Source organism: Ferranicluibacter rubi (genome assembly GCF_011603255.1).
In the GTDB taxonomy this organism is placed as follows: Bacteria; Pseudomonadota; Alphaproteobacteria; order Rhizobiales; family Rhizobiaceae; genus Ferranicluibacter; species Ferranicluibacter rubi.
Window position 1 is genome coordinate 139387 of sequence record NZ_JAANCM010000013.1, and the last position, 19000, is coordinate 158386.

Sequence of the window (19000 nt, forward strand, 5' to 3'; positions counted from 1 at the left end):
GGGCACACTTTGCCGGGATGAGGCAGCCAAGGAAGGCGTCTAGAGGATGGCGGTTTGCGGCAGGACGAAGGGGATGCCGGCGGGGGGCAAGGCGCTGACGCGCATCGGGCAGCCGAAGACGGTTTCCACCATCTCGTCGGTCAGGACGGATACCGGAGGGCCTGCTTCGACCACGCGGCCGTCCTTCATCATGACGATGTGATCGGCGAACATGGCCGTCAGGTTGAGATCGTGCATGATCGCGACCACGCCGCCGCCGCGCCGGCAATAGTCGGCGGCCAGCCGCATGATGGTCAGCTGGTGGCGGATGTCGAGGCTGGAGACAGGCTCGTCGAGGAGCAGGAAGGCCGGGCGTCCGTCGCGCACCGGTTCCCAGATCTGGCTGAGCGCGCGTGCGAGCTGCACGCGCTGCTGCTCGCCGCCGGAAAGTTCCTGGTAGAACCGGCCGGCAAAACCGCCAAGATCGACGGCTTCGAGAGCATCCTGCGTAATGCGATCCACGAGACCGGGATCGGCCGGCATGCCGTTCGCGCGCGTTGTGGACGCGCCGACGGTGAGGCCCATGCGCACGATCTCGCGAACCGTGAAGGGAAAGGAGATGATGCTGGCTTGCGGGAGAACGGCGCGCCTCGTCGCCAGCTGCCACGGCTTGAGGCTGCGGATGTCGTCGTCGCCGATCAGCACGCGTCCGTCGCAGGCGATCTCGCCAGCCAGCGCCTTCATCGTCGTCGTCTTGCCGGAGCCGTTGGGGCCGACGATCGCGGTCAGCTCGCCTGCCCGGGCGGTGAGGCAGACATCATGAAGGACGGCCTTGCTGCCAAGGCGAACATGCACATTGAGCGCTTCGATCATCGGCGTCACAAGCCCATCTGCGTGCGGCCGCGCAGCAGGATCCAGAGGAAGAACGGTGCGCCCGCAAAGGCGGTGATGATGCCGATCGGCAGTTCGGCCGGGGGCACGATGGTGCGGGCGACCATGTCGGCGACGATCAGCAGCGTGCCGCCGAGGAGGGCGGAGGCCGGCAGGAGATAGCGATTGTCGGGGCCGATCAGCAGGCGCAGTACATGCGGCACGACGATGCCGACGAAGCCGATGCCGCCGCTGACCGCGACGGCCGCGCCCGTGGATGCGGCGACGGTGACCACGGCCACCGTCTTCAGGCGCTGGACCGGAACGCCCATGTGGAAGGCCGCAGCTTCGCCGAGCGTCAGGGCGTTGAGGCCGCGTGCGAGAAACGGCACGACGGCGAGCGAGAGCAGGATGATGGGGGCGGCACCGGCGATCTTCGCCCAGCTGGCGCCGGCGAGCGAGCCGAGGCCCCAGAAGGTGAGATCGCGCAACTGCTTGTCGTCGGCGACGAAGATAAGCACGCCCGTGACGGCGCCGGCAAGGGCTGCGAGCGCGACGCCGGCCAGCAGCATGGTGGCAACCGAGGTCTGCCCGCCCCGCGTCGCGATCCGGTAGAGGAGGAAGGTCGTCAGCAGGGCGCCGAGGAAGGCTGCGACCGGAAGCGCATAGATCCCGACCAGCGCGAAGAGCGGGCCGAAGACAGACGCGCCGAGCACGATGGTGAGCACGGCCCCGAGACCCGCACCGGCGGAGACGCCGACGAGGCCGGGATCGGCCAGCGGATTGCGGAACAGGCCCTGCATGACGGCGCCGGAGACGGCAAGCGCCGCCCCCACCAGCAGGCCGAGGACGGCGCGGGGCAGGCGGATGTCGAGGATGATGATGCGGTCGCGCAGGCTGAGCGCGGCCTCGGCGGTTTCCGTGCCGGTGAGCCAGCGCAGGAGGTTGCTGATCGACGCATCGGCGGCACCGGTCATGACCGACGCGCCGAAGGCGAGGATGGTGATGCCGACGAGCGCCACGATCAGCAGCCGCGCAAGGCGCGAGCGATCGCCCGCCGCCCAGTCTGCCCGGATGCCGGCAAGAGGAGAGAGGCGCCGTGCCGGAGCTGTCTGCTGGCGCTGGGACGGCTGCGGGTCAGGGGCCATGATATCGCCCGTGACGGCGTTACTGGGATGCATTCGCTTTTCCGTAGATCGCGCCGTTCAACTCGCGCACGGCGCTGGCGGTGCGGGGGCCGAAGCCGAGGAGGTGGAGGCCGTCCATGCGGATGACGCTCTTCTTCGCAGCAGCGGGCGTGAGCGCGAGCGCCGGCTGCTTGAACAGCTCCTCGTCGGAGGCGCTGTGCGATCCGCCGCGCGTCATCATCAGCACAAGATCCGGCTTTGCCTCGATGATCGCTTCGTCGGTGACAGGCTTGTAGCCCTGAAACGTGTCCGTCGCGTTGATGGCGCCCGACAGTTCGACGATGGCATCGGCCGACGTGCCTTTGCCCGCGGCCATGATCTTGCCGCTCTGCATGCTAAGGATGAAGAGTACGCGCTTGCGCTCTGCGTGCGGCCGGGCATCGGCGGCGGCCACGGCTGCATCGAGGTCGGCCTTGACCGTTGCGGCCAGTGCGCTTGCCTTGTCCTCCACGCCGAGGACGGCACCGACGCGCTCGATCTTGGCGACGATGCCGGCACCGTCATAGCGTTCCGGTACGGTTTCCATGGGGATGGCGGCGTTCTTCAGGACGGCGAGCGTCTCAGGCGGGCCGCTGCCTTCGACGGCCAGGATGGCGGTCGGGTTCGTCGCCATGATGCCTTCCGGCGAGAGCTGGCGCATGTAGCCGACATCGGGAACCTTCGTCGCCGCTTCGGGGTAGATGCTGGTGGAATCGCGCCCGACCAGCCGTTTCTCCTCGCCGAGCGCATAAATGATCTCCGTCACGTCGCCGCCAACGGAGACCAGGCGGGAGGTGTCGATGGGCTTGGCCTCCTGTGCCCCGGCCGGTGTGACTGCGGCCAGAGGCGCTGCGAGGATGAGGAGAGCGAGACTGAGAGGCGCAAGATTGGCGCGCAGCCGGCGGTCGAAACGCAGGGTCATGAGACGGTCCTTCAGGCAGCGACGGTGAGATCGAGGCGCGGCAGAGCCTCCATGATGGAACGCCATTCCTCGCGTTCGGCAACGCCTTCCTTGCGCTTGCCGAAGAACTGGATGACCATTTCGCCGCGGGCGTCCAGCGCCTCCAGCGAGGTCACATGGCCATCGGCCGTCGGTTTGCGCACCGCCCAGATCTCGGCGAGCTGGTCCGTGCGCAGATGCAGGTGGAAGGTGGGGTCCATGACGTTGAGCCAGGGGCCCATGGTCTTGATGTTTTCGACCGGGCCGGAATGAATCTGGATGATGCCCTGATTGCCGACGAAGCACATCAGCGGCAGGGCCACTGCTGCCGAGCCGCGCATCATCGCCTCGACGGCGCTGCCATCAAGTTGCCAGGCGTAGTCATCGCCGATCGCGTGCAGGGCGGCACGGCGCTCGATCTTCAGCTTGCGCAGAAGGCCGTGGAACTGGTGCGTGTCGGTCATACTGCTCCAGCCGTCGCGCAGGCCTTCGAGATCGACGGCTTCCGTTTCGGTCACTGAGACGGGCGCGGGCACTTCTGCGATGAAGGTCTGGGACTGATCCTCCAGCGCAAATTCCTTCACAAGGCGGTGATAGGCTTCGAGATTGGAGGCCGGGCGCAGGTGTACCTTGTGGACGGCGGTGCCGTGGCTGTCGAAATACTGCAGGCTGCGACGAACGTCCTCGCCATCCGTCTTGGTCACGGCGAAGGCATGTGCCCAGGCGCCCGGGAACACACGAAGGTCGATGTTCTCGCCGAGCACGATGGACGCGCCCTTGCCGGTCTTCGGCGTTTCGAACAGGCCGATCTTCTCGTGAACGGCACTTTCGTTGCGGGTCAGCGCCATGACTTCGCCAAGCTGCGGTGCGAACTCCAGCAGGCGGTTGGCGTCCGAATCGATCCGGATCGCCGTCAGCCCGCATTCAGCGGCAACGAGGGCCGCTTCCGAAATGCCGAGCTGTGCGGCGATCTCGCGCTCGCGCATTTTCGGGTGTTCAGCCCGGTAGGCGCGGATGTCTGCGGGAGAGGGACGGTTCGGTTCGGTCATGATTCACTACCTGCTTAAACGGCATTTTTCGGTCGGAAGACGCTGCTTTTCCGGGCATCGGGACGCCTTCTATCTTGACTTCATAACTCATCTTTTAATATGGACGCAATACGCCAGCAACGTTCCCTCGCGAACGACGTGCCGGCCCAGACCATCGTCCCGGAGTTCCGCACCATGATCCGCCGCCCCTTGTCGTCCATCGTTGCCCTTTCCTCGCTCGCGCTGATGACATCGTTCGCGCCTGTCTTCGCACAGGGCGCCGAAACGGCCGCTGCCGGGCTTTCGGTCGAGCTGAACGATGTTGCGACCTCCGAGCGCGGCTGCAAGCTGACCTTCGTTGCAGGTAACGATCTGGCGCAGCCGCTGTCCAAGGTCTCGTTCGAGTTCGTGCTGTTCGATCAGAAGGGACGCGTCGAGCGGATGGCGGTGCTCGACTTCCGCGACCTGCCGGCCGGCAAGACCAAGGTGCGGCAGTTCGATCTGGCGGGAACGAAGTGCGATGCGCTCGGCAGCCTGCTGATCAACGACGCCCCGGTCTGCACCGGCGAGGGCATCGAGAAGAGTGCCTGCATGCAGGGCCTGCGGACCGGCTCGAAGTCGCCCGTCGGGCTGAAGGGCTGAGGCGGGAAGCCGGACGCCAGGTCAGGAAGGATTGGAACGCGCGATGAAGAAAGCGGCGAAATGGGCTCTGGCCCTGTCAGTCTCGGTAGCGGCCCATGCCGGTGCGGCGATCGCCTTCCTGCCGGATGCGCCGCCGCCGCCCTTTGCCGCGACGCAAGGCGGAGAAGAGATGCAGATCGCACTTCTCGGTAACGCCTTCGAGGATACCGTCGAGTCGGGCGCGATCTCCGACACGATCACCCCGGTTGAAACGCCGCCCGACGACGTTGCCGCGCTCGAACCCGAGATGACGGAGAGCGAGACGCCGACGCCGACCGAGACGGTTTCCGAGGTGGTGCCGGAGACGGTTCCGACCGAGGCCGACGTCATCCTTCCCGCAGATGCGGAGCCGCCTGTCGTCGCCGAGGAGCCCGAGGTGGTCGCCTCGCTGCCGCCCGTTGCGACGGTGGTTCCCGAGACTCGTCCCGAAACGCCGCCGGAAGTGGCGGAGAAGCCACCGGCACGCAAGCCCGCGCCTGTGAAGAAGGCCGAGGTCGAGAAGCCGAAGAAGAAGCCGGCGCCCGTCAAATCCGGCAAGGAAGGCCAGTCGGAAGCCGGCGCCAACAAGGGCCGGGAAGATGGCTCGAAACTGGCGGCTGCGACCTCCGCTGGCAAGGGGACGAGAGCCAGTTCGGCGGGCGATGCGTCGTTCTCGAATTTCGAGGGCAAGGTTCGCAGCGCGCTGCAGCGGGCCGTTCGCTATCCTTCCCGCGCCGAGAGCAACGGCGTGAAAGGGGTGGTTCAGGTACAGTTCGTGCTTGCGGCCAATGGAAGCGTGAGCGGCTTGAAGGTGACCAGAAGCAGTGGCTCGCCTGTGCTGGATTCTGCGGCGCTCGATGCCGCACGCCGTATGCGGTCCCCGAAAATTCCGGAAGCATCCGGAAAATCGACATGGCTTTTCAACGCTCCGATCTCTTTCACGCGCTGAGGCTTCACGCTGTCGATGTCGCTTGCGAGAGCGGATGTTAAAATATGACAAAAACGATCATGTTTTAACTTTACTCTTTTTATCAAGTTTACTAGGGTCGCTGCAGAAGAAGCGGCGCGAGACGTGCCTGCAGATGGAACCCGGAGATCCACCATGGGCGACAAGCGTCAGCAGCAGCGGACAAAACAGAAGCGTTCGGCGACCACCCCGGCACCTGCAGCGCCGGCCGTGCAAGAAGCGCTGAACGTTCGCAGCTTCCTCTATGTCGGCGGGCGGGATTGTCAGGTCGCGCATCTGCGCCAGATCGCCAGCAATTTCGGTGCGGAGCTGATCCATCACGATGGCGGCCTGCGCGAGGCCGTTTCGCGGATCGACAACGTTCTTCCCTCCGTCGATTGCGTCTTTTGCCCGATCGACTGTATCAGCCACGATGCCTGCCTGCGGGTGAAGACCGGCTGCAAGAAGTTCGGTAAGGCCTTCGTGCCGCTGCGCAACGGCAGCAAGTCCAGCCTCGAACGTGCGCTTCACGACATGCAGGCGGCACGCTCGCGCGCGAACTGACGCGGAACGGATTTTCCATGCAGGACGATACTCTCTTCGCTTTTCTGGGGCTTCAACCGGCCGAGGCGCTTCCCGAGCTCCGCGCCTTGAGCGAGGCGCCGATGGCGGGTGCCAACGTCGTTCCGTTCCTGCCGCGCCGGGCACGTTCCTGTCATCAGGGGGTTGCGTCCGGGCCGTGCGGCGTTATCGTTCGCTTCCCGCAGCGCGGCGAACCTCACGCGCCGGAGACCGTTACGAAGGGAATGTGAAGCGATGTATTTTGCCATGAACCGGTTCCGGATTGCGCTCGGCCAGGAAGAGGCCTTCGAGGCGATCTGGAAGAATCGCGATTCCAGCCTGGCCGAGAACCCGGGCTTCAAGGAATTCCGGCTGCTGCGGGGCGAGACGGTCGCGGACGAAGGCTACACGTTGTTCGTCTCGTCTTCGACTTGGAACAGCCACGACGATTTCGTCGCCTGGACCAAATCCGAGAATTTTCGCGCGGCCCACCGCAATGCCGGCGAAAATCGCGCGCTCTATCTGGGTCCGCCGAAGTTCGAAGGCTTCACCGTCGTAGACGGTGCGTGAAGAGCCTGCCGAATTGATTCCGGCAGTTTCTCCAAGTGCATGACATCATTGGCCTTTGCCGTCTGACGGTGAAGGCCGATTTGCTTTCAGGCCTTCTTCGGCAGGATGGCGCTGACGGCAATCAAAGCCCAGCCGAGCATCATGAGCATGCCGCCGAGCGGCGCCGACATGGGGAAAAGCCCGCGGCCCGCCACATGCCGCAGCACGAGATCGCCTGCGAAAATGGCTGTCCCCAGCGCCATGGCCGCGCCTGCGGCAGGGGCGAGGCGAAGGCGGGAACCGAGGCCTGCCAGTGCCAGAAGCGCCGGGGCGTGCGCGAGACACATTGCGGAGGCGCCGCCGAGGAGGCGGGGATCCGCGCCGTGCGATGCCGCTGCGGCAAGCGCCACGCCGGAAAGGCCGAGGAGGCCGGCGGCTACGGGGAACACGGCCATTAGCAAGGATTGCAGGCGCTCGGACATCTCTCAGCCCTCCCGGTTGTGCATGTGATGGGCGAGCCTCGTCACCGGCTCCAGAATGATCCTGCGAAGCTCGGGATGATCGACGCTTTCCTCGAGCGCCGTCTCGAAACAGAAGAGCCAACCTTCGATTTCCTCCGGGCCGGTGGAGGCTGCGAAATGACGACGGCGCAGCATCGGATGGCCGTGCTTGTCGGTATAGAGCGGCGGCCCGCCGAGCCATCCCGTGAGGTAGTCATAAAGCTTCGCCTCGCTGCCCGCGAGCGATGGCGGGTGGACGGCGCGGCATGCGGCAGCCTCCGGCGCCGCGTCCATGATCTCGTAAAATCGGCGCGTCAGGGTCCGCACGGCGGCGTCGCCGCCGATCGCGTCGTAAAGAGTGGTGGTGCGGGCGTCTTCCATGGTGGGCATTCCGGTCTCAGGCAGGGGCAGGGGCGTCTTCATATCTGCGATGAGCGTCTTAAACCCGATTTGGAGAGAGGAGAAGATTCTCCAGCCGATTCAATTGGTCGCTGCTTCGCGCTCTCACGGTGAATCCGGTGGTCGAGACACTGGTGCTCTTGATGGGATATGGACGATCGACCCAAAAAATTCTGCGTTCAAACTTGCTGATCCTAAACCGTCGAGACGTGCCAAGCTGTATTTTGAACGAGCGGGAACGCGTTCCCAATGAAGAGGTCAAAGGCATCGATAGCCCGACTTCGGGATCGTCCATGATGGGTCTGCGGCCATGCTGCGTAGTGTCAGAGAATTTCTCCGATCCAGTCCTCATGCCCGTGGCGAATACGGATCACGAAGATACTCCCGTCGTCACGGGCCTAATAGACGACGGTATGAGCCTTGAAAGGATGGATCCTGACAGGCGGAAAAATCTCGTGGCGCTCACGCGACATTCGAGGGTTCGAGGCTATGAGTTCGAGCACAGCAAAAAGCTCGTCGTGATATTGCCGGGCAACCAAGGAGCCGAAGACGCGGACGCCTTGTTCGGCGATTGCGACGATATCCTCTTCCGCTTCGACAGAGAGGTTAAACGGCATCAAGCGCGTCTGCTGGCGTCGTTGGCACGACGAACGGCTGCGGCAAACAAGTCGTCTTTCGATCGGGTCCCAACACCGCTCTCGATTCCGTCATCGACAAAGCGTTGCATTTCGGCAATTTTGTCCGTGCGCGTTTGATCCCTGCGGATAAGGTCCCGAACGTAATCACTTGCATTCGCATACCTACCGGTCTTGGCTTGCGCTTCGACCCACTCTTTCATCGGGTCCGGTAGAGACACATTCATCGTTGCCATTCGAGTCTCCTTCTCGTTCAGGATACGTCTCGATGGCAAACTTTGTCAAACTGACGGATCGTGAAACAGTGGTCTTGACCGGGCATTCGGCTGGACCCAAGATCGGCTTTCTCCGCGCGGAGGTCGCCTTGAGTCCTTTGATGCTCTACGCCGTTCTGATCGTCGCCATCGTCTTCGAGGTGCTCGGCACCTCGGCCATGCAGGCAGCCCAGCACTTCACGCGGCTCGGGCCGACGCTGGTGATGGTCGGCTGCTATGCGATTGCCTTCTTCTGCCTGTCCTACACGCTGCGCGCCATTCCCGTCGGCATCGCCTATGCGATCTGGAGCGGCCTCGGCATCGTGCTGATCTCGGTCGTCGGTGTCGTCGCCTTCGGCCAGCGGCTCGACCTTCCCGCCGTGCTCGGGCTCGGGCTGATTATCGCGGGCGTCATCGTCATCAACGTGTTTTCCAAATCCACATTCCACTGAAGGTCGGGTCTGCTGAGAGCCGTATGCGCGCATCTTGCACCCCGCTCATGTTCGTTCTATCGCTGAGCACTGCAAGCGCTTTGGAGGAGCGCCCGGATGCGTGTCCGGAACCTTTTCGGCCGTTGGGCCTTGCTTTTGCTGGGGCTGTTTCAGAGTTTTCAGGAGATGATAATGACTATTCGTGCCGTCGTCTGGGGCGAGAACATTCACGAGCATACGAATGCGATCGTCGGAGGCGTCTACCCCAACGGGATGCATACCGCGATCGCCGCAGGCCTCAACGAGCATCCGAACATCGAAGCGACGACAGCCACGTTGCAGGAGCCGGAACACGGTCTCTCCGAGGCGCGTCTTGCGAAAACCGACGTGCTTCTCTGGTGGGGCCACAAGGCTCATGGCGATGTCGAGGACGAGATCGTCGAGCGCGTAGCGAAACGCGTCTGGGAAGGCATGGGCCTGATCGTGCTGCACTCCGGTCATTTCGCAAAGCCGTTCAAGCGCCTGATGGGCACGCCCTGCGCACTGAAATGGCGCGAGGCAGGCGAGCGGGAGCGGGTCTGGGTCGTCAATCCGCGCCACCCGATCGCCGAGGGGCTCGACGACAATTTCGTGCTTGAGAACGAGGAAATGTATGGCGAGCAGTTCTCCGTGCCGGAGCCTTTGGAAACGGTCTTCATCTCCTGGTTTGCCGGCGGCGAGGTGTTCCGCTCCGGCCTGACCTGGCGGCGCGGTGCCGGCAACATTTTCTACTTCCGTCCGGGCCACGAGACCTACCCGACCTACTACGATGCCAATGTGAAGACGGTGCTGAAGAATGCCGTTCGCTGGGCCTACAATTCGCAGGGCGCGCTGACATCGATCCACGATGCGCCGAACGTTCCGGTCGAGCGGGCGCTGGAGCCGATCGTGGAGCGTGGGCCGCGTCTGCACAAGGCCGGCGAAGAGGGCTACAAGTGATGGCGCCGATCCGGATCCTCATTCTCGGCACCGGCGGTATGGCGAACACGCATGCGATGAATTTCGAGACGATCTCGGACGCCGTGCTGGTCGCGGCCGTCGATGTCGACCATGCCCGGGTGCGCGCCTTCGCCCTGCGGCATGATATCCCCACCACCTTCACGTCGCTGGACGAGGCGATCGCCTGGGGCGAATTCGACGCCGTGGCGAACGTGACGCCGGACCGCGTGCACCATGCAACGACACTGGCGCTGCTGGCGGCCGGTAAGCATGTGCTTTGCGAGAAGCCTTTGGCGGAAAACTTCGCCAAGGCTGACGAGATGGCGACGGCGGCGGAGAAATCCGGCCTCGTGACGATGGTGAACCTGACCTATCGCAACGTCGCCGCCGTGCAGAAGGCGCGGCAGCTGGTGATCTCTGGCGAGATTGGGCAGGTGCGCCACATCGAGGCGTCTTATCTTCAGAGCTGGCTCGTGTCCAAGGCCTGGGGCGATTGGGCGACGGAGTCGCAGTGGTTGTGGCGGCTTTCGACCAAGCATGGCTCGAATGGCGTTCTCGGCGATGTCGGCATCCACATCCTCGACTTCGTCGGCTATGGCGCGGCCACCGAGATCGACCATGTCTTCGCGCGGCTGAAGACCTTCGACAAGGTGCCGGGCAACCGGATCGGGGAGTACGACCTCGATGCGAACGACAGCTTCACCATGACCGCCGAGTTCACCAACGGCGCCATGGGAGTCATCCATGCCAGCCGCTGGGCCGTCGGCCACCTGAACGAGCTGCGCCTGCGGATGCATGGCGACAAGGGCGCGCTGGAGGTGGTGCACACGCCCGACGGCGCGACGCTGCGCGCCTGCCTCGGCGACGATGTGGAAAAGGGCATCTGGAAGGTTATCGACCCCGGCACCGTCTTTACCAACTACCAGCGCTTCATCGACGCCATCAAGGTCGGCAAGACCGCCGAACCCGGCTTCCGCCACGCCGCCGACCTGCAGAAGGTGCTTGACCTTGCGCTGGAGACGGAGCGGGAACGGCGGGAGATGGCTGTTTGAGCGCAGCGTTTGGCCGGCGTTCGGTTGCAACGCTTTAACGGATGTGCGCAAAGAAGAACGTCGCCCCCGGCTCGAAGACCGGAGGCAACAGCTATCATATACTACGGATCACTGCCCCGTTGCCGTCTCCAGCGTGCCGCCGACCGATCTTCCAAGGCGATCCACCTGGCCGCGGTAGTTCTCGCGGGTTTTCGGGTCGAAGATCAGGATCGGGGTGCTGACCGCGATGCTGGCGGCGCTGCCCACCGTCTGCGCGGTGCCGAGCGCCACGGCGCCGACGCGTTCGCCGAGGCCGATATCGCTGTCGGTGACGGTTTGGCCGGCGATCAGGCGGTTGCCGAGCAGTTTGACCATTTCCGGGCTTTCGGCGAACTTGCCGTGGTTGAGGCGGTCACCGGTCTGGAGCGCCGTAAGATCGAGAACGGTGATGCCGGCCTTTTCGAGATTGGTGCGGTAGGGCTCCTGCGTCGGGTCGATCTGACCGAGGCGTTCCACATTGCCGGAAATGCGGCGCGAGATGGAGAGCGCCCTGTCGTCCTGTGAGACGAACAGGGTGAATTTCGGCTTGTTCGGCCCCATCGCCTCCCACTGCTTGCCGAACACATCGACGTCGAGATCGGGGGAGGCGAGGATGACGTTGTTGATCTTCGGCGCGACGCGGCCGTCGCGGATCGCCATCTGGCGCAGCGCCTCGACGGTGACCCAGGAGCCCATTGAGTGCGCCATGATCGTCACGTCGGAGATGCGCGGGTCATTGGCGGTGCGGCGCAGCAGGTCTTCCAGCGCGTCGCGGGAGTAGTTGGTGCTTTCCTTGTCGTAATTGTAGTCGAAGATGCTGGCGCGTGACGGCCAAGTGAAGATGATCGGCGCCACGTCGGCGCGGCTGTCGTGCACGATCTGTGCGAAGCGATAGACCGCGTCCTCGTAGCGATTGTTGAAGCCGTGGACGAAGATCAGCACGCGGCGGCTTTTCGGCAGCGAGTCGCGCGTCCATGTCTCCACCTCCGCGCGCTCGGCGAGTGGCGTCACCGAGACGGTCGAGAATTCCTTCGAGGGATCGGCCGGCAGGCGCTTCGGCCATTGCACCTGACCGATCTTGCGATTTTTATCCGGCGGGATGGAGACGACGATCTCGGCCGCCGAAAGCTCCGTACCACGCTCGCCGCCATAGAGAACGCCGGCCTGCTGCGAGGGTGCGCGGGTCGTCGCCACGAGCATGTCGACCTCGGTTGCGCCAGGGGCGGTGCCCGAGGGGATCAGCACGCCGACAGGCCGGCCGGCGCAGGCCGACAGGCTGAGCGCCAAAGCGAGGAGACTCACCATGCGCAGGCTTCTGGAGAGGGACGGTGCCGGACGTCCTGTCCGCTGCTCTGTCATCATGACGGAACCCTTCATCTGTTCGCCCGAGACTTGCCAGATTTGAAGCGCCACGGAAAACCGTTTCTTGGTCCATCGCAAATTGCTGGGATACCGTCACCCGAATGCCACGCCGGGTCTCTCCTGTGCACTGCCCATTTTGTTTGCAGTTCGCCGTTGCAAGCCTTCGCCGCATTGTCTAGCATTCATTTTGCCGACAGGCATCCAGCGCGTCATGTGATGAGTAATGTCCTGTTTTAGAAGGTTTTTCGATAATGCAGGCAGTTTTCGACGGGCATAATGATGTGCTCTTGCGGCTCTGGAGCCACGCACGGGGTGGGCAGGATCCTGTTGCTGAATTCCGGGATGGCACGCCCTCCGGGCATATCGACGGCCCACGCGCAGCCAAGGGTGGTCTCGCGGGTGGCCTCTGCGCCATCTACATTCCCTCGGGCGACCTGATCCTTAAACAGCCGGATGCGAACGGACACTATGTGACGCCGATGTCGGCGCCGCTGGAGCGTGGCCCCTCGCTGGAGATCGCCCTGCAATTTGCGGCCATCGCGTTGCGCCTCGATCAGGCGAAAGCCTGGCGCCTCTGCCGCACGACGGCAGAGATCCGCAAGGCGATGGCGGACGGTATTTTCGCAGCCGTGCTGCATATGGAAGGCTGCGAGGCGATCGATGCCGATCTCGCGGCACTCGAGACGTTCTACGCGGCCGGCCTGCGGTCGCTCGGTCCCGTTTGGAGCCGCCACAACATCTTCGGCCACGGCGTGCCGTTCGCCTATCCGATGGACCCGGACACCGGTCCGGGCCTGACGGATGCAGGTTTCGCGCTCGTGCGGGCCTGCGACCGGCTCGGCATCGCCATCGATCTCGCGCATATCACCGAGAAGGGCTTCTGGGATGTGGCGAAGGCCAGCACGGCACCGCTGATCGCCAGCCATTCCAACGCCCATGCGCTGACGCCCGTGGCCCGGAACCTGACCGACAAACAGATGGACGCGATCCGCGAAAGCGGCGGACTGGCCGGCCTCAACTATGCCACGACCATGCTGCGCCCGGACGGCCAGGAGAATGCGGCGACGCCGCTCTCCGACATGGTGCGCCATGTGGACTACATGGTCGAGCGTATGGGAATCGACTGCGTCGCGCTCGGATCGGACTTCGACGGGGCAACGATTCCTGCCGAGATTTCGGATGCGGGTGGAAACCAGAACCTCATTGCCGCTCTGCGGAGCGCCGGTTATGGTGAGGACGATCTTACAAAACTCTGCCGGGAAAACTGGCTGCGTGTTCTTTCCAAGGTCTGGCACGAGACCGACCAAGGCTGACGATCAACGGCCGCAAAGGCCAGAATGACAAAGGGGACAGAGCGATGATGCATACTTTCGGCACGACGATGCGACGGTTGACGGCAGGGGCGGCGATCGCCCTCATCATGACGGCGGCCGCACCCGCCTATGCCGCAACGCCCGCGGACACGCTGGTTCAGGCCTGGGCGATCGACGACATCATTTCCATGGATCCGGGCGAGGCCTTCGAGCTTTCGACGGCCGAAATCACCGCCAACACCTACAGCCTGCTCGTCCGGCTCGATCTTGCCGATACGTCGAAAGTGAAGGGTGACCTTGCCGAGAGCTGGACGGTTTCCGACGATGGCCTGACCTACACGTTCAAGCTGAAGCCGGGCATGACGTTTGCCTCGGGCAATCCGATCACCGCCGAAGACGTGGCATGGTCAATCGAACGCGTCATCAAGATGGACAAGAGCCCCGCGTTTATTCTCACGCAGTTCGGCCTGAATGGCGAGAATGTTACCGAGAAAGCCAAGGCGGTCGATCCAACCACGTTCTCGTTCACTGTCGATAAGGCCTATGCGCCCAGCTTCGTGCTGAATTGCCTGACGGCGACGGTTGGTTCCGTCGTGGACAAGAAGCTGGTGCTGGAACACGTGGCTCCCGTGACGGTCAGCGCAGAGAGCAAATACGACAATGACTTCGGCAATGCCTGGCTGAAAACCAATTTTGCTGGCTCCGGCCCGTTCAAGCTGCGCGAATGGCGCGCGAACGAAGTCGTCGTGCTCGAGCGTAATGATACGTATTTTGGTGAGAAGCCGAAGCTTGCCCGTGTGATCTATCGCCATCTCAAGGAAAGCTCTGGCCAGCGGCTGGCGCTCGAGAATGGTGACGTGGATATCGCCCGCAACATCGAGCCGAACGATCTCGATGCCATCTCCGGCAACGCCGACCTGAAGCTTGATAGCGCTCCGAAAGGTACTGTCTATTTCATCAGCCAGAACCAGAAGAATCCTAATCTGGCCAAGCCCGAGGTCATTGAGGCCTTCAAGTATCTTGTCGACTATGACGCAATCGGCTCGACTTTGATTAAGGGCGTTGGAGAAGTCCATCAGACATTCCTGCCGAAGGGCGTTCTGGGTGAGCTCGATGCCAAGCCTTATAAGCTCGACGTCGCAAAGGCTAAGGAACTGCTGGCAAAAGCTGGTTTGCCCGATGGCTTCACGGTGACCATGGACGTGCGCAGCATCCAGCCGATCACGGGGATTGCGGAATCGTTTCAGCAGACAGCGGCGCAGGCTGGAATCAAGATCGACATTATTCCAGGGGACGGAAAGCAGACCTTGACGAAATTCCGAGCCAGGACCCACGACATATATATTGGGCAGTGGGGCCAGGATTATTTCGACCCGAATTCGAACGCTGAGACCTTCACGATCAATTACGACAATTCCGACGAGGGGAAAAATAAGACGCTCGCCTGGCGGAATGCTTGGGACGTGCCGAAGGCGCTGACTGAAGAAGCGAAGGCGGCGCTGACCGAGAAGGACAGTGAGAAGCGCGCTGCTATGTATCGCGACATCCAGCAGAAGTTTCTTGAGACCAGTCCTTTCACGATGATCTACCAGCAGACGGAAGTGGCGGGCGTGCGCAAGGACGTGCAGAACTTCAAGCTCGGCCCGAGCTTCGACACGACCTTCCTCGGTGGCGTCACCAAGGAATAGGCCGACCGCATGACCCTTCCCGAAACGTCGCAGATGGTGGCCGGGCGCTCGAAAGGCGCCCGGGCGCGGGGGCGGGCGGCGATCGTCGCGCGCTTCCTCGTGGTCATCGTCACTACCTATCTCGGCCTTCTCGCCGTGACCTTCTTTATCGGCCGGGTGATTCCGATCGATCCCGTGCTTGCCGTTCTCGGCGACCGGGCGCCCGCCCATGTGGTGGAGCGGGTGCGCGAGGAGATGGGGCTGAACCTGCCGCTCTACCAGCAGTTCTTTCGCTATCTCGGCGATGCGCTGCAGGGGAATTTCGGGACGTCGGTGCTCACCACCAATCCGGTCATGACCGACATCCGCCGCGTCCTGCCGGCGACCGTCGAGCTTGCGACGCTGGGAACGCTGATCGGCAGCCTCATCGGCGTGCCGTTGGGGGTTCTGGCGGCGGTCAAGCGCGGCAGCCTGATCGACCAGGCCGTGCGCATCGTCGGGCTGATCGGCTATTCCGTGCCGATCTTCTGGCTGGCGCTCCTGTCGCTGCTCTTGTTCTATGCGCAGCTTCGCTGGGTTGCCTTTCCCGGCCGCATCGATGTCGTGTACGAATATACTTTCACACCCAGAACCGGGCTTTTCCTGCTGGATTCGCTCTGGCAAGGGCAGTGGGACGTGTTCCGCGACGTCTTCCGCCACATCATCCTGCCGGCAAGCCTGCTCGGCTATGTCTCTCTCGCCTATATCAGCCGGATGACGCGCAATTTCATGCTGAATGAATTGTCGCAGGAATACATCGTCGCGGCCCGGGCAAAGGGACTTTCGGAGACGCGGATCATCTGGTTCCATGCGCTGCGCAATGCCGCCGTGCCGCTCGTCACCGTCATCGCGCTGTCTTATGCGAGCCTTCTGGAAGGCTCCGTGCTCACCGAGACGGTGTTCGCCTGGCCGGGCATCGGGCTCTACATCACCAATTCGCTGCAGAATGCCGACATGAACGCCGTGCTCGGTGGCACGATCGTGATCGGCTCCATCTTCATCGCCATCAATATCCTGTCCGATATTCTCTATCGGACGCTCGACCCGAGGACGCGCGCGCGATGACGGCTGTACCATCCGTTCCCATGAGCCGGCGCGACTGGCTTCTTTCCGACCGGCCGCAATCGCGGACGCAGGCGCGGCTCGGCCGGGCTTACATGACTTGGCGCCGGTTTTCGGCCAACCGGCTGGCGCTGGTCGGTCTCGGCATCCTCATGTTGCTGATCCTCATGGCGATCTTTGCCGGCGTGCTGTCGCCCCATTCGCCCGTCATCGGCAATCTCGCCGGCGCGCGTTTGCTGCCGCCGGGCTCGCCCGGTTATCTTCTCGGCACGGACGAACAGGGGCGCGATATCCTGTCGCGGCTTCTGCACGGTTCCCGACTGACGCTGTTCGTCATCATCCTCGTCGCCGTCATCGCCGCACCGACCGGACTCATCGTCGGTGCTGTCGCCGGCTATGCCGGGGGCTGGGTCGATGCGGTGCTGATGCGGATCACGGATATCTTTCTCGCCTTCCCGAAGCTCGTGCTGGCGCTCGCGCTCGTGGCGGCCCTCGGGCCGGGGATCGAGAACGCGGTGCTCGCCATCGCCATCACCTCCTGGCCGCCCTATGCGCGCATCGCACGGGCCGAAACCATGACGGTACGCAATGCCGACTACATCGCTGCCGTGCGGCTGATGGGGGCGTCGCCCCTGCGCATCGTGTTGCTGCATGTGATGCCCATGTGTCTGTCGTCGCTGATCGTGCGCATCACGCTCGATATGGCGGGCGTCATTCTGACGGCCGCTGGCCTCGGGTTCCTCGGGCTCGGCGCTCAGCCGCCGCTGCCGGAATGGGGCGCAATGATTGCGTCCGGCCGTCGTTTCATCCTCGACCAGTGGTGGGTGGCGACCATGCCGGGCATTGCGATCCTGCTCGTCAGCCTTGCCTTCAACCTTCTGGGCGATGGTCTTCGCGACGCCCTCGACCCGCGCGAGGCCGGACAATGAGCCCGCTCCTGACCGTCGAGGACCTGCGCGTCAGCTTTCCCACACGGACCGGGCTGGTGGAGGCCGTGCGCGGGGTGACGTTTTCGCTCGGGCGCGAACGCCTCGGCATCGTCGGGGAGAGCGGCTCGGGCAAATCCCAGACCGGACGTGCCATCATGGGCCTGACGCCACCGCATGCGCGGATCACGGCAAAGACGCTGAACTTCGATGGCATCGATCTGCTCAAGGCGTCGCCACGCCAGAGGCGCGACCTGCGCGGCAACCGTGTCGCCATGATCCTGCAGGACCCCAAATATTCGCTCAATCCTGTCATGACCATCGGTCGCCAGATCGTGGAAACGCTGCGAACGCATCGCAAGATCGGGTCTTCCGAGGCCAAGGAACGGGCGATCGCCATGCTGGAGGCCGTGCAGATCCGCGACGCTGCGCGCGTCTTCGACCTGCATCCGCACGAGGTTTCCGGTGGTATGGGGCAGCGCGCGATGATCGCGATGATGCTGATCGCCGAGCCGGAACTGCTGATCGCCGACGAGCCGACCTCGGCCCTCGACGTAACGGTGCAGCTCGATGTTCTCGCCATTCTCGACAAGCTGGTGTCCGAGCGGGGCATGGGCCTGATCTTCGTCAGCCATGATCTGCGGCTGGTGTCGTCCTTTTGCGACCGGGTGATCGTCATGTATGCCGGCCGCATCGTCGAGGAGATCGCAGCCGCCGATCTGCGCAATGCGCGCCATCCCTATACGCAAGGGCTGCTGTCCTGCATGCCGGACATCGGCAACGACCGGCATCCGCTGCCCGTCCTCGACCGCAAGCCGGAGTGGGCCCTATGAGCATTGCCGTTTCCGCACGCGACGTGACGGTCATCTACGAGGATTTCAAGGCGCTCGACAGCGTCAGCATCGCGGTCGAGAAGGGGCAGTCCTATGGTCTCGTCGGCGAGTCCGGTTCCGGCAAGTCGACGCTGCTGCGGGCGATTGCGGGCCTTGCGCCGGTTGCCTCCGGCACGCTGGAGGTCAACGGCCAGACGCTCGAGCCGCGCCGGCGCGACAAAGCCTTCTATCGCGACGTCCAGATGGTCTTTCAGGACCCCTACGGCTCGCTGCATCCGCGCCAGACCATCGACCGGCTGCTTCAGGAGCCGCTGGCGATCCACGGCATTTCCGACGCCGAAGCGCGCATCGCGCGGGCGCTGGACGAGGTGGGATTGGGGACAGGCTTCCGGTTCCGCTATTCGCACCAGCTTTCCGGCGGGCAGCGGCAGCGTGTGGCGATTGCCCGGGCACTGATCGTCGAACCCTCGATCCTGCTTCTGGACGAGCCGACATCGGCGCTCGATGCGTCGGTGCAGGCGGAGGTGCTCAATCTGCTCGAGCAGATCCGGCGCGACCGGGGCCTGACCTTCCTGATGGTCAGCCACGACCTCGGCGTCGTGACGCATATGTGCGACCAGCTCGCCGTCATGCGCAACGGCAGGGTCGTGGAGCATCTGAGTGCGTCCGATCTCGTCGAAGGCCGGATCACAGCGGACTATACGCGCAACCTGATGGTCGCGAGCAAGGGCTTCGTCCGGACGCAGGCTTGACGGTACGCGCCGTCTATCAAGACATTTGAGGTGTGTGGGATCGGTGGCCCTATTTGGCGTGCCGGCGTCTGCGTGCTTTT

21 protein-coding genes and 1 pseudogene are annotated in these 19000 nt (G+C 63.6%); 13 read left to right on the forward strand and 9 right to left on the reverse strand.

The window, feature by feature from the left end; genetic code table 11:
- Window positions 1–39 precede the first annotated feature (39 nt).
- From G8E10_RS21530 to G8E10_RS21545, 4 genes are read right to left on the reverse strand one after another with little or no spacing between them, the layout of a single operon-like run.
- Entirely contained in the window at window positions 40–852 is an 813-nt protein-coding gene (locus tag G8E10_RS21530) for a heme ABC transporter ATP-binding protein (protein ID WP_167130646.1), read from the reverse strand.
- Window positions 853–857: 5 nt separating this feature from the next.
- The gene (locus G8E10_RS21535) at window positions 858–2030 is read right to left on the reverse strand and encodes a FecCD family ABC transporter permease (protein WP_425530863.1); all 1173 of its coding nucleotides are present in this window, start codon (window positions 2028–2030) and stop codon (window positions 858–860) included.
- Complete coding sequence (locus G8E10_RS21540) at window positions 2017–2937, reverse strand: heme/hemin ABC transporter substrate-binding protein (RefSeq protein WP_281517723.1); 921 nt, start codon at window positions 2935–2937, stop codon at window positions 2017–2019. The genes G8E10_RS21535 and G8E10_RS21540 overlap by 14 nt, the downstream gene beginning before the upstream one ends.
- Before the next feature lie 11 nt (window positions 2938–2948).
- Window positions 2949–4004: a hemin-degrading factor gene (locus tag G8E10_RS21545; RefSeq protein ID WP_110801769.1), complete on the reverse strand. Its 1056-nt coding sequence runs from the start codon at window positions 4002–4004 to the stop codon at window positions 2949–2951.
- Window positions 4005–4178: 174 nt separating this feature from the next.
- Between G8E10_RS21545 and G8E10_RS21550 the strand changes: the two genes are divergently transcribed.
- The 4 genes from G8E10_RS21550 (at window position 4179) to hmuQ (ending at window position 6720) form a co-directional block, all read left to right on the forward strand.
- Complete coding sequence (locus G8E10_RS21550) at window positions 4179–4625, forward strand: hypothetical protein (RefSeq protein ID WP_110801964.1); 447 nt, start codon at window positions 4179–4181, stop codon at window positions 4623–4625.
- Between the two features lie 43 nt (window positions 4626–4668).
- Complete coding sequence (locus G8E10_RS21555) at window positions 4669–5592, forward strand: cell envelope integrity TolA family protein (RefSeq protein WP_110801768.1); 924 nt, start codon at window positions 4669–4671, stop codon at window positions 5590–5592.
- A gap of 153 nt (window positions 5593–5745) precedes the next feature.
- The gene (locus G8E10_RS21560; protein WP_132662720.1) at window positions 5746–6153 is read left to right on the forward strand and encodes a DUF2325 domain-containing protein; all 408 of its coding nucleotides are present in this window, start codon (window positions 5746–5748) and stop codon (window positions 6151–6153) included.
- Window positions 6154–6405: 252 nt separating this feature from the next.
- Window positions 6406–6720, forward strand: coding sequence for a heme-degrading protein HmuQ (hmuQ, locus tag G8E10_RS21565; RefSeq protein WP_132662724.1), 315 nt, complete (start codon window positions 6406–6408; stop codon window positions 6718–6720).
- Window positions 6721–6806: 86 nt separating this feature from the next.
- Here the strand turns inward: hmuQ and G8E10_RS21570 are convergent, their stop codons facing one another.
- The 4 genes and pseudogenes from G8E10_RS21570 to G8E10_RS21585 all read right to left on the reverse strand — a co-directional run bounded on the left by G8E10_RS21570 (window position 6807) and on the right by G8E10_RS21585 (window position 8469).
- The gene (locus G8E10_RS21570; RefSeq protein ID WP_167130620.1) at window positions 6807–7181 is read right to left on the reverse strand and encodes a DUF423 domain-containing protein; all 375 of its coding nucleotides are present in this window, start codon (window positions 7179–7181) and stop codon (window positions 6807–6809) included.
- A 3-nt stretch (window positions 7182–7184) separates the two neighbouring features.
- Window positions 7185–7580 (reverse strand): globin domain-containing protein, encoded by a 396-nt coding sequence (locus G8E10_RS21575; protein WP_167130648.1) that lies wholly within the window; start codon window positions 7578–7580, stop codon window positions 7185–7187.
- Window positions 7581–7921: 341 nt separating this feature from the next.
- A pseudogene (locus G8E10_RS21580) lies at window positions 7922–8215 on the reverse strand (type II toxin-antitoxin system RelE/ParE family toxin).
- Window positions 8215–8469, reverse strand: a complete 255-nt coding sequence (locus G8E10_RS21585) for a type II toxin-antitoxin system ParD family antitoxin (RefSeq protein ID WP_132662726.1) — start codon at window positions 8467–8469, stop codon at window positions 8215–8217. Before G8E10_RS21585 ends, G8E10_RS21580 begins: the two are co-directional and overlap by 1 nt.
- Before the next feature lie 137 nt (window positions 8470–8606).
- On the opposite strand from G8E10_RS21585, the gene G8E10_RS21590 reads away from it, so the two are divergent.
- The 3 genes from G8E10_RS21590 (at window position 8607) to G8E10_RS21600 (ending at window position 10948) form a co-directional block, all read left to right on the forward strand.
- Window positions 8607–8939, forward strand: a complete 333-nt coding sequence (locus tag G8E10_RS21590) for an SMR family transporter (RefSeq protein WP_422038017.1) — start codon at window positions 8607–8609, stop codon at window positions 8937–8939.
- A gap of 171 nt (window positions 8940–9110) precedes the next feature.
- Window positions 9111–9896, forward strand: coding sequence for a ThuA domain-containing protein (locus G8E10_RS21595; RefSeq protein WP_167130621.1), 786 nt, complete (start codon window positions 9111–9113; stop codon window positions 9894–9896).
- A gap of 8 nt (window positions 9897–9904) precedes the next feature.
- Window positions 9905–10948 (forward strand): Gfo/Idh/MocA family protein, encoded by a 1044-nt coding sequence (locus G8E10_RS21600; RefSeq protein ID WP_165916961.1) that lies wholly within the window; start codon window positions 9905–9907, stop codon window positions 10946–10948.
- Between the two features lie 108 nt (window positions 10949–11056).
- Here G8E10_RS21600 and G8E10_RS21605 read toward each other — a convergent pair whose 3' ends face one another.
- Complete coding sequence (locus G8E10_RS21605; RefSeq protein WP_281517724.1) at window positions 11057–12271, reverse strand: alpha/beta hydrolase; 1215 nt, start codon at window positions 12269–12271, stop codon at window positions 11057–11059.
- A gap of 308 nt (window positions 12272–12579) precedes the next feature.
- On the opposite strand from G8E10_RS21605, the gene G8E10_RS21610 reads away from it, so the two are divergent.
- From G8E10_RS21610 to G8E10_RS21635, 6 genes are read left to right on the forward strand one after another with little or no spacing between them, the layout of a single operon-like run.
- On the forward strand, window positions 12580–13641 hold the full coding sequence (locus G8E10_RS21610; RefSeq protein WP_132662728.1) for a dipeptidase: 1062 nt from the start codon (window positions 12580–12582) through the stop codon (window positions 13639–13641).
- 44 nt (window positions 13642–13685) lie between these two features.
- Window positions 13686–15329 (forward strand): ABC transporter substrate-binding protein, encoded by a 1644-nt coding sequence (locus G8E10_RS21615; RefSeq protein WP_167130622.1) that lies wholly within the window; start codon window positions 13686–13688, stop codon window positions 15327–15329.
- Window positions 15330–15338: 9 nt separating this feature from the next.
- Window positions 15339–16412 carry an ABC transporter permease gene (locus tag G8E10_RS21620; protein WP_165910703.1) on the forward strand — a complete coding sequence of 358 codons (1074 nt, stop codon included), beginning with the start codon at window positions 15339–15341 and terminating at the stop codon, window positions 16410–16412.
- Complete coding sequence (locus G8E10_RS21625) at window positions 16409–17338, forward strand: ABC transporter permease (protein WP_167130623.1); 930 nt, start codon at window positions 16409–16411, stop codon at window positions 17336–17338. Before G8E10_RS21620 ends, G8E10_RS21625 begins: the two co-directional genes overlap by 4 nt.
- Window positions 17335–18168: an ABC transporter ATP-binding protein gene (locus G8E10_RS21630; RefSeq protein ID WP_110733810.1), complete on the forward strand. Its 834-nt coding sequence runs from the start codon at window positions 17335–17337 to the stop codon at window positions 18166–18168. Before G8E10_RS21625 ends, G8E10_RS21630 begins: the two co-directional genes overlap by 4 nt.
- Window positions 18165–18920 (forward strand): ABC transporter ATP-binding protein, encoded by a 756-nt coding sequence (locus G8E10_RS21635; protein WP_167130624.1) that lies wholly within the window; start codon window positions 18165–18167, stop codon window positions 18918–18920. Before G8E10_RS21630 ends, G8E10_RS21635 begins: the two co-directional genes overlap by 4 nt.
- Window positions 18921–19000 lie beyond the last annotated feature (80 nt).

Coding starts and splice junctions, on each gene's coding strand:
- G8E10_RS21630 (WP_110733810.1), top strand. CDS start 17,335: ATGAGCCCGCTCCTGACCGTCGAGGACCTGCGCGTCAGCTTTCCCACA.
- G8E10_RS21625 (WP_167130623.1), top strand. CDS start 16,409: ATGACGGCTGTACCATCCGTTCCCATGAGCCGGCGCGACTGGCTTCTT.
- G8E10_RS21610 (WP_132662728.1), top strand. CDS start 12,580: ATGCAGGCAGTTTTCGACGGGCATAATGATGTGCTCTTGCGGCTCTGG.
- G8E10_RS21535 (WP_425530863.1), bottom strand. CDS start 2,030: ATGCATCCCAGTAACGCCGTCACGGGCGATATCATGGCCCCTGACCCG.
- G8E10_RS21550 (WP_110801964.1), top strand. CDS start 4,179: ATGATCCGCCGCCCCTTGTCGTCCATCGTTGCCCTTTCCTCGCTCGCG.
- G8E10_RS21620 (WP_165910703.1), top strand. CDS start 15,339: ATGACCCTTCCCGAAACGTCGCAGATGGTGGCCGGGCGCTCGAAAGGC.
- G8E10_RS21570 (WP_167130620.1), bottom strand. CDS start 7,181: ATGTCCGAGCGCCTGCAATCCTTGCTAATGGCCGTGTTCCCCGTAGCC.
- G8E10_RS21615 (WP_167130622.1), top strand. CDS start 13,686: ATGATGCATACTTTCGGCACGACGATGCGACGGTTGACGGCAGGGGCG.
- G8E10_RS21635 (WP_167130624.1), top strand. CDS start 18,165: ATGAGCATTGCCGTTTCCGCACGCGACGTGACGGTCATCTACGAGGAT.
- G8E10_RS21540 (WP_281517723.1), bottom strand. CDS start 2,937: ATGACCCTGCGTTTCGACCGCCGGCTGCGCGCCAATCTTGCGCCTCTC.
- G8E10_RS21585 (WP_132662726.1), bottom strand. CDS start 8,469: ATGGCAACGATGAATGTGTCTCTACCGGACCCGATGAAAGAGTGGGTC.
- hmuQ (WP_132662724.1), top strand. CDS start 6,406: ATGTATTTTGCCATGAACCGGTTCCGGATTGCGCTCGGCCAGGAAGAG.
- G8E10_RS21605 (WP_281517724.1), bottom strand. CDS start 12,271: ATGGTGAGTCTCCTCGCTTTGGCGCTCAGCCTGTCGGCCTGCGCCGGC.
- G8E10_RS21575 (WP_167130648.1), bottom strand. CDS start 7,580: ATGGAAGACGCCCGCACCACCACTCTTTACGACGCGATCGGCGGCGAC.
- G8E10_RS21530 (WP_167130646.1), bottom strand. CDS start 852: ATGATCGAAGCGCTCAATGTGCATGTTCGCCTTGGCAGCAAGGCCGTC.
- G8E10_RS21545 (WP_110801769.1), bottom strand. CDS start 4,004: ATGACCGAACCGAACCGTCCCTCTCCCGCAGACATCCGCGCCTACCGG.
- G8E10_RS21555 (WP_110801768.1), top strand. CDS start 4,669: ATGAAGAAAGCGGCGAAATGGGCTCTGGCCCTGTCAGTCTCGGTAGCG.
- G8E10_RS21595 (WP_167130621.1), top strand. CDS start 9,111: ATGACTATTCGTGCCGTCGTCTGGGGCGAGAACATTCACGAGCATACG.
- G8E10_RS21560 (WP_132662720.1), top strand. CDS start 5,746: ATGGGCGACAAGCGTCAGCAGCAGCGGACAAAACAGAAGCGTTCGGCG.